The organism is Achromobacter sp. Marseille-Q4954, assembly GCF_943737025.1.
Classification (GTDB): Bacteria; Pseudomonadota; Gammaproteobacteria; order Burkholderiales; family Burkholderiaceae_B; genus Achromobacter; species Achromobacter bronchisepticus_A.
The window spans coordinates 3103908-3117023 of record NZ_CALSFQ010000001.1; the positions used below are offsets into that span (position 1 = coordinate 3103908).

A 13116-nucleotide genomic window follows, 5' to 3' on the forward strand; every position below is an offset into this window, starting at 1 on the left:
GGCTCAGTTCAGATTGGCCGAGGCGGTCTTGACCGGGTTGCGTTGGGCCGCAACCATGGGGACGACGGTGGGGGTCACGGCATCGCCGGGACGGATGCGCTGCAGGCCGTTGACAACGATGCGTTCGCCGGCGGCCAGGCCCGAATCGACCACGCGCAGGCCTTCCTGGTTGGCGCCCAGCTTGACCTGGCGATAGACGGCATGGTTCTTGTCGTCCAGCACCAGCACGTAGCGCTTGTCCTGGTCGGTGCCGATGGCCTTTTCGTCGATCAGCACGGCCTGGCGCGGTTCGCTGCCGCCCAGGCGGACACGGGCGTACAGGCCGGGCAGCAGCTGGCCGTCGGCGTTGTCGAACTCGGCGCGCACGCGGATCGTGCCGGAGGTGGTGTCCAGGCGGTTGTCCACGGACTGCACGACGCCGGTGCGCGAATAGCCTTCCTCGTTGGCCAGGCCCAGCTCCACCGGCACGGCGCCGGCGCGGCCGCCGCGCGCGGGGTTCACATAGCGCAGGAAGGTTTGTTCGTCCACGTCGAACGATGCGTACATCTTGGACACCGACACCAGCCGGGTCAGCGGCACCGACGCGGCGCCGGCCGCCACCACGTTGCCTACCGTGACCTCGGCGCGCGACACGCGGCCGTCCACGGGGGCTTCGATGCGGGTGTAGCCGAGGTTCAGCTTGGCATAGTCCAGCGCGGCCTGGGCGCCTTGCAGGTTGGCGGCGGCTTCGCGGGCGGCGTTCTGCTTTTCCTCGAAATCGCGGCGGGCGATGGCGTTGTCCGTCAGCAGGCGCTGGCCGCGGGCCAGTTCGCTGGCGGTGTACGAGGCGCGGGCCTTCGCGGCGGTCAGGGCGGCTGCGGCGCGGTCCACCTCGGCCGCGTAGGGGCGCGGGTCGATGGTGAAGAGCACGTCGCCCTTCTTGACGATGCTGCCGTCCTGGAAGTGCACGGCGGTCAGGGTGCCCGACACCAGGGGGCGGATGTCGACGCGGTCGATGGCTTCCAGGCGGCCGGAGTAGCGCTGCCAGTCCACGATGGTCTTGTTCAGCACCTCGGCCACTTCGACCGGGGGCGCCGAGGGGGCGGTCTGCGCCTGTGCGGCATTGGCGCCAGCGGGAGCGCGGAACAGGGCATAACCGCCGCCGGCGGCGATGATGGCGGCAAAGACGGCGAGCACAGCAATACGATTGCGCGAAACCATGGTGTTTCCTTGAGAGATGATGGGGCGAAAGCGCGCTTGCCTGGATGAGCCTGGGGGCGGGAGGCGGCTGCGGCGGCCTGGGGCAGGCCTGTCTTCAGGATCTGGCGGAAATGCTGCGGTGCAGCATGAAATGCTGCTGCGCATCCCAGGCAAAGGCGCCTGATCGGGGCGGGTCTTTGCTTTGCCGGAATCTGAGGATAGGCATGCCCTTTGATGGCGCCTGGCGGCAAGGGCACTTCAAGATGGTTTGCATTCTGAGCGGTTTAGGGGGTCGGATAAACCCTGATGTTTCGGCAACACTAGTCGTAAGGATCGACTAATCAGCATCGAAATCGGGTTATGCTCCGTCCACACCGACTATTTCCCCAAAGGACACCGTCGCCATGGACCGTTTTCAGGCTATGCAGGTGTTTGTGCGCGTCGTGGACGCCAATAGCTTCACCCGGGCGGCCGACAGCCTCTCGCTTCCGCGCACCACCGTCACCACCATCATCCAGAACCTCGAACGCCTGTTGGGCGTGCGCCTGCTCAACCGCACCACGCGCCGTATCGGCCTCACGCCTGACGGCGCCGGCTATTACCAGCACTGCGTGCGCATCCTGGCCGACGTCGAGGAAACCGAGGCCTGCTTCCAGGAAGCGGCCCTGCGCCTGAAGGGCAGGCTGCGCATCGATGCGCCCACCTGCATCGGGCGGCTGATCCTGATCCCTTCATTGTGTGATTTCCACGACAAATACCCCGACGTGGAGCTGGTGCTGGGCTTGGGCGACCGCCCGGTCGACATGGTGCAGGAGGCCGTGGATTGCGTGATCCGCGCCGGCGACCTCGAGGATTCCAGCCTGGTCGCGCGCCGCATCGGCACCCTGCAGAGCGTGACCTGCGCTTCGCCCACCTATGTGGCGCGCCATGGCCTGCCGCAGAGCATCGACGAACTGCGCGACCACCACGCCGTGCACTATTTCTCCAGCCGCACCGGACGCAATTGCGCCTGGGACTTCCGCGTCGACGGCAAGCACCAGGAAGTCGAAATGAAGGGCGTGGTGTCGGTGAACGAGTCCGGCGCCTACCTGGATTGCGGACTGAAGGGCTTCGGCCTGATCCAGACCCCGCGTTACATGGCGCTGCCGCATCTGCAATCGGGCGAGCTCATCGAAGTGCTGCCGCAATGGAAGCCCAGCGCCACCGCGATTTCGGTGCTGTATCCGCAAAGCCGCCAGCTGTCGCCCAAGGTGCGCGCCTTCACCGACTGGGCCGCCGAATTGTTCGCCAGCTGCCCGCTGCTGAGCGGCCGCGACGAGACCGACCCCGCCGCCGCCAGCTGCGGCGTGTACGCGCGCCAGACCGGCCAGGCGACCATCCAGACGTCCGCAGCCCCCAGGCCGGCGCTCGAGGAGTACCTGCCGCCGCGCCGCCGTACTGCGCGCGAAGAGGCCGCGGAATACGCTTTGTAAGCGTATGGGGTGGGGGGCGGATCCGCCCTCCGCCTGGAGAATCACGGGAAACCCCGTAGTAAATACAGACCTTGCGTCCCTCGAATTCCACGAAACGTCTGTATAGTCCGACAGTCAAAGCCTACAACGTCCTTACTGTCGATCCGCTCCATGCAGCCTGTACTACCCGCTTATCTGATCGCCCGTTGGCTTTTGTTGCTCGTGCTGTTGGCGGGGGTGTACTTCCTCAGCGGTTTCCTGGTCCCCGCGCTTGCCGCACTCATCATCGGCCTGGCCAGCTGGCCCTTGTACCAGCGCCTGCTCACCCGTTGCGGCGGTCGCAGCGCGCTGGCCGCCTCGCTGGCGCTGCTGGTGGTGATCGTCGTGCTGATCGTGCCGATGTCGTTCGCGCTGTCCTACGCCATCAAGGAAGCCAGCACTTTCTTCGCCTGGGCCATCGCCGCCAACCGCCATGGCGTGGCCGTGCCCAACTGGATCACCTCCATGCCCGTGGTGGGCGAGCGCCTGGGCCAGTACTGGGAATCCTATATTGGCCAGCCGCATGCGTTGGGCGCCCTGGTCGAGGCCGTCAGCGGCGAGCATCTGGGCAATATCTACCGCATGGTCCTGGCGGCCACGGGCAACGTGTTCCAGTTGCTGCTGACCGTGCTGTTCATGCTGATCACGCTGTTCTTCGTCTACAAGGACGGCATCCGCATGGTGGCCCAGCTGGACGTGCTGGGTGAACGCATCCTGCCGGCGCGCTGGCAGCGCTTTTCGCGCGTGGTGCCGGCCACCATCAATTCCACCGTCACCGGCATGGGCCTGATCGCCCTGGGCGAAGGCGTGGTGCTGGGCATCGCCTACTGGGTCGCGGGCGTGCCGTCGCCCGTGCTGCTGGGCGTGGTCACCGGCTTCATGGCGCTGATACCGGGCGGCGCGCCGCTGTCGTTCACCCTGGTGTCGCTGTACCTGGTGGGCTCGGGCCATCTGGTGGCGGGCATCGCGCTGATGGTCTGGGGCAGCGTGGAACTCTTCATCGTCGACAAGACCCTGCGCCCGCGCCTGGTGGGCGGACCGGTCAAGCTGCCTTTCCTGCCGACCTTCTTCGGGCTGGTGGGGGGCGTAAAGACGATGGGCATCGTCGGGCTGTTCGTCGGCCCCGTGCTGATGGCCCTGCTGGTGGCGGTGTGGCGCGAATGGGTGCACCATGAGGTACAGGAACGCGATGCCGCCCGCATCAATCCTCCCGCCCAACCCCCTGCTGCTTGAATGCCATGTTGTTGCCTGATGATCAGATAGCCGTCCTGCGCGAGCAGGGCTTCGTGGTGGCGCGCCAGTTCGCCAGCCCGGAACAGGTAGCGGCGCTGCGCGCCCTCGCCGAACGCCATTTGCGCGACCACGTCGCGCCCATCGAATACGAAGCCGACCTGCGCTATCCCGGCGCGCCCGAGTCGCGCGCCGCCGAGGGCGGGCTGACCGTGCGCCGCCTGCTCGGCGCCTACGGCCGCGATCCCTTGTTCGCGCAATGGGCCACCGATGCGCGCATCGGCCAGTGGCTGGGGCGCTACTTCGGCGAAACGCCGGTGCTGTCCACCGTGCACCACAACTGCGTGATGACCAAGCATCCCGCCTATGGCAGCCTGACGGGCTGGCACCAGGACATCCGCTACTGGTCGTTTTCCGACACGGACCTGGTGTCCACCTGGCTGGCGCTGGGCCCGGAAACCCGCGCCAACGGCGGCCTGTCCTTCATCCCGGGTTCGCACGCCGCCGCCTTCACGCCGGAACAGTTCGACCAGCAGAAGTTCTTCCGCGACGACGCGCCCCAGAATGCCGAATGGATCGCCCGCGCGGTGTGTCCGGAACTGCAGGCGGGCGACGTGGTGTTCTTCCATTGCCGCACCCTGCACGCCGCCCAGGGCAACGCCAGCGATCGCGTGAAGCTGTCGCTGGTGCACACCTACCATCCGCAGTCCTGTCACCCGCTGCCGGGCACGCGCTCGGCCAGCCAGCCTGGCGTGCCGCTGCTTACCAAGGCAGCCTGACGTAATTGGGCAGCGCCGCGTTCAGCGGCGCTGCCCTGCCTATCCTGGGCCGCAGCCGCGGCGCCATCTTCCCACCCGCCGTTGCGCCGGGTGCGGCCACTCATGAATTGATCCTTACCTAGGTCCGGACTCGCGCCTGGACGGTCAATGACCCTTTTTTCTTCCGCGTCTTGCTTCAGGCGGGACTGATCGCGGACGCCTTTCCCGGGGCTGGCGGGGCCGCATTTACAGAATGGGCCTAGTCCTATGCCTTGCGCGGATAGGAGCGGACTAGCCCGATGGGCGGCCAAAGCGGCGAAATCTACGATGCAGTTGTTGAGTACGCGAACTGAAAAAGGCCAGTCCCCAACGGCCCGGCATCCGGAGTGTACGCAGCAAGGAACTGCCCGAAACGGCGATTTCTCCTCACCTCAAAACCCCAACTCAAAAGACTCATCATGAAAAAGACCCTCCTGACCGCCGCCCTGGCCATTGCCGGCCTCGCCACCTTCGCCAGCGCCCACGCCGCTGACGGCACCATCGAATTCACCGGCAACATCACCGCCAACACCTGCTCCATCAACGGCGGCAACGGCGGCGAAAACTTCACCGTGGCGCTGCCCACCGTGTCGTCCAAGACGCTGGAAGTCGCGGGTTCCACCGCCGGCCGCACGCCGTTCAAGATCGCGCTGAGCGGTTGCACCTCGGATCAGCCGGTTTCGGTGCACTTCGAAGGCGGCCCCACCGTTTCGCAGGAAACGGGTCGCCTCATGGTTGACGCCGGCGGCGCCAGCCAGGTCGAACTGGGCCTGCTGAACAACTCGTTCGGCGAAATCAAGGCCGGCGCGGCCACCGGCCAGCAGAACTCGCAGGTTGTGAACCTGGCCAACGGCAAGGCTGACCTGGACTACTTCGTCGAATACCACTCGCTGGGCAACGCCACCGCTGGCGCAGCCAACTCGCGCGTGCAGTACTCGATCTCCTACCAGTAATGCGCCGGCTCGGCGGCCGCTTCCCGGGGCCGCCGAGACAGGTGTTTCCCTGCAAGCCGTCTCACCCCGCTCCCCGAGACGGCTTGGAAGGAAACCGACCATACACGCAGCATCCACCACCAAGGGCTACATCATGAAAAATCTACGCCGCACCCTGATGGCCACCGCAGCGCTCGCAGCGGGCTGTTTCGCACTCCAGGCGCAAGCCAGCGTCGTGATCGCCAGCACGCGCGTGATCTATCCCGCGCAAGAGCGCGAGGTCACCATCAAGCTGAGCAACGACGGCCGCACGCCCGCGCTGATCCAGTCCTGGCTGGATGACGGCAACATCACTGATTCTCCGGAAAAGCTGAAGGTTCCCTTCATGCTGACGCCCGCCATTTTTCGCGTGGACCCGGGCAAGGGACAGACGCTGCGCCTGATCCATACCAAGGAAGCGATGGCGCAGGACAAGGAAAGCCTGTACTGGCTCAACGTGCTGGAAGTCCCGCCCAAGGCCCAGGCCGGCGAGGACGCCAACCGCCTGCAGATCGCGTTCCGCACGCGCATCAAGGTGATGTACCGCCCGCAAGGCCTGCCGGGCCTGGCGGAAGAGGCGCCGGCGCAGTTGCGTTGGGAGGTCGCTCCCGCCGCGGCGGGCAAGGGCTACGCGCTGAAGGCCAGCAATCCCACGCCCTACGTCGTGAATCTGGGCAAGGTGAGCCTGCAGTCGGGCGGCCAGTCCTTCGACGCCGGCGCGGGCTACGTCAAGCCGGGCGAGTCCGCGCTCTTCCCCATCGCGGGGATGACGTCCGCGCCCGCCGCCGGCGCGCAGGTCAAGTTCAACAGCATCAATGACTGGGGCGCCAATGTCGAAGGTTCGCAGCCTTTGACGTCGGGGGCCGCGTCCGCCGCGCGCTAAGCCGGCGCGCCGCGCAAGCGCGCGGCGCCACCTTCCAGAAAACCTCTTTGTGACGGATGCCGGCAACGGCATCCCGGGGAGGGTTTTGCCCAGCGTTTTCACCGATACCACTCTTTCAACGCCCCCATCATGAAGCAAATCCTCTCAAAGCTCCTGCATACGCGAGACTGCGCCAGCCTGCGCTTGACGCCCCTGTGCGCGGCACTGCTGGTGGCCCTGGCCGCGCATGACCAGGAGGCGCGCGCCGCCGAGACCGCCGCACCCGGGAAGATGGTGGCCTCGGTGGAGTTCGAGGACGCCTTCCTGATGGGTGGTGCGGGCCAGCGTACCGATCTGTCGCGCTTTGCCAAGGGAAATGCGGCGGCGCCCGGCAACTATTCGGTGGACCTGTTCATCAACCAGGGCTATGTCGGCCGCGTGGAAGTGCCGTTCGCGCCGGTCGCCGGCGAGGCGGCGGCGCAGCCCGTGTTTGACCGCCAGCTGCTGCAACGCATCGGCGTCGACCTGGGCAAGCTGTCCGCCGAGGCCACCGACAAGCTGGCGCAAGGCGACAGCCTGCGTCTGGACGACATCGCCGCCGACGCGGGCAGTGATTTCGACTTCGGCGACCAACGCCTGGACCTGAGCATTCCCCAGGCCTCCATGAGCCGTCACGCCCGCGGCTATGTCAGTCCGGAACTGTGGGACTCGGGCGTGAATGCGGCCATGCTGGATTACGACTTCAATCTGTACAACTACCGCAACAACGCCTTTGGCGGCACGCAGCGGCAGGGCTATCTGGGCCTGCGCGCGGGCGCCAACCTGGGCGACTGGCGCCTGCGCCACAATGGCTCCTACTCTTTCGATTCCCAGGGCCGCCGCCAATATCAGAACCTCTCGACCTACGCGCAGCGCGAGATCGTGGCGCTGTCGTCCCAGCTGACCCTGGGCGAAGCCTACACCAGCGGCGAACTGTTCGACTCCACGCCCTTCAAGGGCGTGCGCCTGGCCAGCGACGACCGCATGCTGCCCGACTCGATGCGCGGCTACGCGCCGGTGGTGCGGGGCGTGGCCAATAGCAACGCGCGCGTCACCATCCGCCAGAACTCGGCCATCATCTACGAAACCACGGTGGCGCCTGGCGCCTTCGAAATTACCGACCTGTACGCCACCGGCTACGGCGGCGACCTGGACGTGTCGGTCCAGGAAGCCGATGGCAGCGTGCGCAAATTCTCCGTGCCCTACGCGGCCGTGCCGATGTCGCTGCGTCCCGGCGTGAGCCGCTACAGCGTGGTGGGCGGCGCCGTGCGCAACAAGCAGTTGTCGAAAAGCCCGCATTTCATGCAGGCCACCTACCAGCGAGGCCTGTCCAACCTGGTGACGGGCTATGCCGGCGCCACCGTGGCGCAGAACTACACCTCGGCACTGCTGGGCAGCACCCTCAATACGTCCTTCGGCGCCGTGGGCCTGGACGCGACCCAGTCGCGCCTGTCGAGGAATGGCGCCACGCATACCGGCACCAGCATGCGCGTCAGCTATGCCAAGAACCTGCCCGCCACGGGCACCAACGTCTCCATCGCGGCGTACCGCTATTCCACCGGCGGCTTCTACGGCCTGAACGAAGCCATGAATTCGCTATACGGCTACGGCCAGTACCGTTATTCCGGCAGCATGGTGCGCGAGCGCAACCGCGCCTCGCTCGTCATCAGCCAGCAACTGGGTGGAGAGCGCGGCAGCATCAACCTTACCGGCTCGGCCGTGGACCATTGGAACCGCGACGGCCGCGACGTGAACTACAGCATTGCCTATGCCAACACCTACAAGAGCATAGGCTACAACCTGACGGTTCAACGTCAGCGCGACAGCCGCCAGCAGATGGGCACCGCGGTCTATGCGACCCTCAGCATTCCGCTGGGAAAGACCAATCCTCTCAGCTTGTCGACCAATGCCGGACGCGATTCCGATGGCCGCGTGCGGATGCAAAGCACGCTGTCCGGCTCTACCGGCGAGGACAATCAGCTGTCCTACAGCCTTAGCGCCGACCATGCTTCCGGCGGCTCGGCCAGCAGCATGAATGGCGGCAGCGCCAGCCTGCTCTATCGCGCGCCGGTGGCGGAGTTCACGGGCAGTGCGGGCGTTGGCACGGGCTACTCGCAAAGCTCGGTGGGCATGCGCGGCGCGGTCGTCGTGCATCCGGGCGGCCTCACGTTGTCGCAGCCGCTATCGGAAACCTTCGGCATCGTCGAAGCGCCTGATGCGGAAGGCGCGCGCCTGCTCAACGCCTCCGGTATGCGAGTCAACAGCCGAGGCTACGCGGTGGTGCCGCACCTGACGCCGTATCGCATGAATGAGGTGGAGATCGATCCCAAGGGCCTGTCCACCGACGTGGAGCTGCAAGTTACCAGCCAGCAGGTGGCGCCGCGCGCGGGCGCGGTCGCGATGCTGCGGTACGCCACGGTCTCTGGCCGGTCAGCCATGCTGGTGGCCTTGCGGGCCGATGGCGAGCCGCTGCCGTTCGGCGCCAGTGTGCAGGACGAGCATGGCGTGGAAGTAGGCCTGGTCGGGCAGGCCAGCCGCGTCATGGCTCGCGGCTTGCAGGACAAGGGCCAGTTGACGGTCAAGTGGGGCGAGCAGTCCGGCAACACTTGCCGCATGGATTACGAATTGCCGGCTATGGAAAAAGGCTCGAGACCCGACAGCTATCGGCAGATCCAGACCCAATGCAATTAGCCATTCCTCTCTAATCGTCACCGACCGGAATCACAAGATGAATATTCTGCAAAAACTATTGTTGCTAAGCGCCACCCTGCTATCACTGACGTCTTGGTCAAATACCGCCGTTGCGGTCACCTGCAATAATCCCCATTGGCTGTCCGTTACTTTTCCGTCGGACATTAAGCTCAATATTACTGTGGCCGATGGGGACGTCCTGTGGTCAAAAAATCTAGCAGGCCGTTGAAAAACTCGGCTTCAACTGCCCCAACCCGTCCGGTTTGGCGCTTTTTCAAGCGCTTTGGCCTAACGGAGTCCACACAAGGCCTGACTTCAGGCCTTTTTGACAGGTTTCAGCACCACGTTCACGCCTTTCGGCGTTTTTTGGGCGTAACTCGCCCTATACATGCGATCCTCGCCACCAACCCGACAGGCTACCCAGTCGGATCAGGTTGTAGACCGAGAAACCCAGCAATAACTGAGCACTCAGCTTGGCGCGACCGATCAGCTTGGTCTTGCGCAGGCCGCCAACCGTCTTCAGCCAGCCAAAACCTTCTTCGATCCGCTTGCGGATCTTCTGGCTGGCGGCATACCCCGGATGCCGCGTGGTGCGCCCATCGATGGCGCTGCCCTTGCGCTTCTGCGCCACATGCGGTGTCACTTTCAGCTCGCGCGCCCTCTGCACGAAACGCTTCTGGTCGTAATTCTTGTCTGCACCTACCGTGCTGCCCGGCTTGGCCGTGCGCTCCAGCATCTCCAGCGCCGCCTCTACCTCGGCACGTCCATTGAACTCGGTGCATTCCACATCCACGATCAGACCGTTGCGGTGCTCCATCATCGTGTGGGCCATGTGCGCCAGACGACTGGCATCGCCATTGCTCTTGCGCGCCAGCCGGGCCTCGGGATCGCTGGTCGATTGGTGGGTCGCGTTGCTGCGCTTCTCGCCCTTGAAGTCGGCATCGGGGTTGCGCGTGCCATCCTCCGGTGGGTCGCCGCCATCCTTCTTGATAAAGGACTTGTGCGAGGCCCAGGCGTCGATCAGCGTGCCATCGACGCTGAAATGCTCGTTGCTGGCGTACTCGGACCATGCGGCCAGCGACTTGATGCGCTGGAAGAACAGCCGCGCTACATCCTGGTTGAACAAGCGGTCACGGTTCTGGCTGAAGGTCGAGTGATCCCACATGCGCTCGTCCATCGACAAGCCGACGAACCAGCGAAACAGCAGGTTGAAATCAATCTGCTCGACCAACTGCCGCTCGGAGCGAATGGTGTAAATCACCTGCAGCAACGAGGCGCGCAGCAGCCGCTCCGGCGCAATCGAGGCCCGTCCCAGGGTGGAGTACAGCCCGTCGAAGTCCCGATCCATCGAAGCCAGAACGGTATCGACCAGGCCTCGCAGGGGACGCAGCGGGTGATCGTTCGGGATGCGCTGCTCCAGCGTCGTATAACTGAACAGCTCGTTTTGTTTGAGGTCGAGTCCACGCATCGGCTTGGGCTGGCTTCGGCAGAAGAGGATGGCCGCCATTTTGCCAGAGCCACGCGGGCTCTGGCTTTTTTCAACGGCCTGCTAGATGTTCGCAATGTCCCTGTTTCATGCCAAGGCAAAATACGTGGCACGATGCGTCTCGTTGGTATTGGCAGTGAGGTCCTGCCCGGTGTCTATCCTACGGGAGTTGGAGGAGTAGGCTACCGCATCACAACACAGGTTTCTAATCACGCGTGCCTTTCGGGTGTATGGCCGTTGACCTGCGAGGGCGACTTCGAGCCGTTCCCTGCTGCACAAACCGCCACTATTGAACTGGTCAAGACGGGAACAATTCGCGCAGGAACGCTCAACAACTTTAATATCGGCAAATGGATACTAAACAACGAGACGATTAAGCCCATCGCAATGTTCACCGTGTACGCTTCCACCACCCTAAAACCCCAAGAGCCGCCGACCTGTTCATTCGCGTCTACGGGGCCGATTCAGGCGTCATTGGGAAACGTTTCAGCACAGAGTTTCAAGGGCGTGGGCTCTACGTCGCCCGAGCGGCCATTCAGCATTGATCTGACTTGCAAGCCGGGAGACGGGAAGTCGTCAATCGATGCGTACGTCACGCTGACGGACGCCACGAACACTGGCAACTACTCCAATGTGCTGACGTTGTCGCCGGATTCTCAGGCCACGGGCGTCGGGATCGAAGTCTTGAGCGGCACGACCGTGCTGGGGTATGGCCCGGATTCGAAAGCCGCCGGCAACATCAACCAGTGGCTGGCCGGCACCGTGTCTGCGGGCTCTACCTCGTATTCCATTCCGCTGAAGGCGCGCTACGTGCAGACCGGGCCCGTCGTGACGGTCGGATCCGCCAACGCCCGCGCCACCTTCACGATGAGCTATCAGTAGCGGCCTGGCCTGCTTGCGCGCGGCGGCCCAGCCGCCACAGCAGCGCCGCCGCGGCCAGGATCGCCGCGACATTGAATTGCATTGCGCTGGCGAACGCTTGCGCATGGCGTTCGGCGGCGCTTGCGCCGGCGTAGGCTTCCAACGTTGCGCTGAACAGCATGCCCGCCGCCGACACGCCCAGCGCCGCGCCCACCTGCTGCAAGGTCGACACCACGCCCGCCGCCATGCCGGCCTGGCGGTCCTCGACGAAGCCCAGTGCCAGGTTCACCAGCGGCGTATTGACTGCGCCCTGGGCCGCGCCCAGCCATACCAGCGCGGGTAGCAGCGACCACGGCGCGAGGCTGGCGCCGGCCGCGCCCACTTGCAGCATCAAGGCCGCGGTGGCGCCGCCGTACAGCAGCGCAGCCAGCGCGATGGCGCGCGTGCCGAAGCGCGCCACCAGCCGCGGCGCGGCCATCGACCCGGCGATGAAGCCCACGCTGGCTGGCGCGAAGATCAGGCCGGCCGTCAGCGCGTCCAGCCCGAAGCCCGTTTGCATCAGCAGCGCGTAGCAAAGGAACATGGCGCTGGCGGTGGAGAACACCAGCAGCACCAGCAGGCAGCCCGCCGCGAAGCGCGGCTGCGTCAGCAATGCCATGTCGACCAGGGGCGCGCCGCCGCGGGCCGCGATGCGGCGCTGCATGCGCGCGAACAATGCCAGCGCGACGACCGCAGCCGCGCCGCAAGCCACGGTCCACGCAGGCCAGTGCCGCGAGGGGCCTTCGATCAGCGCCAGCAACAGCAAGGTCAGCCCGGTTCCCGCCAGCGCCGCGCCGGGCCAGTCCATGCGCGCGCCCGAAGGCTCGCGCGATTCCGGGATATGGCGGGCCAGGCGCCACGCCAGCAGGCCCAGGGGCAGGTTGAGCAGGAAGATGCTGCGCCATGCCAGGCCGAACAGGTCGGCGTGCACGATCCCGCCGCCCAGCACTTGCCCCGCGATGGCCGCCAGCCCCAACGTCATGCCCAGCAGGCCAAACGCCCGCTGCCGTTCGCGGCCCTGGTAGCTGACGCGGATCAGCGCATAGACCTGCGGAAACAGCATGGCCGCCGCAGCGCCTTGCAGCACGCGCGCGGCGATCAATGTGTCCGCGGTGGGCGCGACGCCGCATAGCGCCGAGGCCAACGCGAATGCCGCCATGCCCAGCATGAACAGGCGCCGCCGGCCGTGGCGGTCGCCCAGCCGGCTGCCCGCGATCAGCAGCACGCCATAGGCCAGTTCGTAGGCGGCGATGATGAAGCTGATCTGCGCGAAGCTGGCGGACAGAGTGGACTGCATGCTGGGGATGGCGACGTTGACCACGAACAGGTCGAAGATCGTGATGAAGCCGCCCGACAGCAGCACGGCCAGGCCCAGGCGGCCCAGGATGGGCTGTTGCCGCGCGGCGTGCAAACCAGGGCAGGGGAGTGTGGAGGAAGACATGGAAAGCGCCATCGGAATCTGAATGGACGC

General features: G+C 65.5%; 11 protein-coding genes. 8 read left to right on the forward strand and 3 right to left on the reverse strand.

The features are described 5' to 3' along the window. Nucleotides 1–3: 3 nt before the first annotated feature. Entirely contained in the window at nucleotides 4–1200 is a 1197-nt protein-coding gene (locus NGK62_RS14585) for an efflux RND transporter periplasmic adaptor subunit (protein WP_251878833.1), read from the reverse strand. Between the two features lie 383 nt (nucleotides 1201–1583). On the opposite strand from NGK62_RS14585, the gene NGK62_RS14590 reads away from it, so the two are divergent. The 7 genes from NGK62_RS14590 (at nucleotide 1584) to NGK62_RS14620 (ending at nucleotide 9488) form a co-directional block, all read left to right on the forward strand. Next, nucleotides 1584–2651: a LysR family transcriptional regulator gene (locus NGK62_RS14590; RefSeq protein ID WP_059373977.1), complete on the forward strand. Its 1068-nt coding sequence runs from the start codon at nucleotides 1584–1586 to the stop codon at nucleotides 2649–2651. Between the two features lie 150 nt (nucleotides 2652–2801). Beyond that, nucleotides 2802–3902: an AI-2E family transporter gene (locus NGK62_RS14595; protein ID WP_118931453.1), complete on the forward strand. Its 1101-nt coding sequence runs from the start codon at nucleotides 2802–2804 to the stop codon at nucleotides 3900–3902. Nucleotides 3903–3907: 5 nt separating this feature from the next. Next, a complete protein-coding gene (locus tag NGK62_RS14600) occupies nucleotides 3908–4678 on the forward strand; it encodes a phytanoyl-CoA dioxygenase family protein (protein WP_502802965.1) in 771 nt (256 codons plus the stop codon). Between the two features lie 437 nt (nucleotides 4679–5115). Continuing rightward, nucleotides 5116–5649 carry a fimbrial protein gene (locus NGK62_RS14605; protein ID WP_118931454.1) on the forward strand — a complete coding sequence of 178 codons (534 nt, stop codon included), beginning with the start codon at nucleotides 5116–5118 and terminating at the stop codon, nucleotides 5647–5649. 133 nt (nucleotides 5650–5782) lie between these two features. Beyond that, a complete protein-coding gene (locus NGK62_RS14610; RefSeq protein ID WP_251878837.1) occupies nucleotides 5783–6550 on the forward strand; it encodes a fimbrial biogenesis chaperone in 768 nt (255 codons plus the stop codon). Between the two features lie 129 nt (nucleotides 6551–6679). After that, entirely contained in the window at nucleotides 6680–9259 is a 2580-nt protein-coding gene (locus NGK62_RS14615) for a fimbria/pilus outer membrane usher protein (RefSeq protein WP_251878839.1), read from the forward strand. Nucleotides 9260–9296: 37 nt separating this feature from the next. After that, a complete protein-coding gene (locus NGK62_RS14620; RefSeq protein WP_251878841.1) occupies nucleotides 9297–9488 on the forward strand; it encodes a hypothetical protein in 192 nt (63 codons plus the stop codon). A gap of 153 nt (nucleotides 9489–9641) precedes the next feature. On the opposite strand, the gene NGK62_RS14625 is transcribed toward NGK62_RS14620, so the two are convergent. Beyond that, nucleotides 9642–10727: an IS5-like element ISPst12 family transposase gene (locus tag NGK62_RS14625; protein WP_011913346.1), complete on the reverse strand. Its 1086-nt coding sequence runs from the start codon at nucleotides 10725–10727 to the stop codon at nucleotides 9642–9644. Here NGK62_RS14625 and NGK62_RS14630 point away from each other — a divergent pair. Continuing rightward, entirely contained in the window at nucleotides 10704–11627 is a 924-nt protein-coding gene (locus NGK62_RS14630; protein ID WP_251878843.1) for a fimbrial protein, read from the forward strand. The genes NGK62_RS14625 and NGK62_RS14630 overlap by 24 nt on opposite strands. On the opposite strand, the gene NGK62_RS14635 is transcribed toward NGK62_RS14630, so the two are convergent. After that, complete coding sequence (locus tag NGK62_RS14635) at nucleotides 11608–13086, reverse strand: MFS transporter (RefSeq protein ID WP_251878845.1); 1479 nt, start codon at nucleotides 13084–13086, stop codon at nucleotides 11608–11610. The two genes, NGK62_RS14630 and NGK62_RS14635, sit on opposite strands and share 20 nt — an antisense overlap. Between the last annotated feature and the right edge of the window lie 30 nt (nucleotides 13087–13116).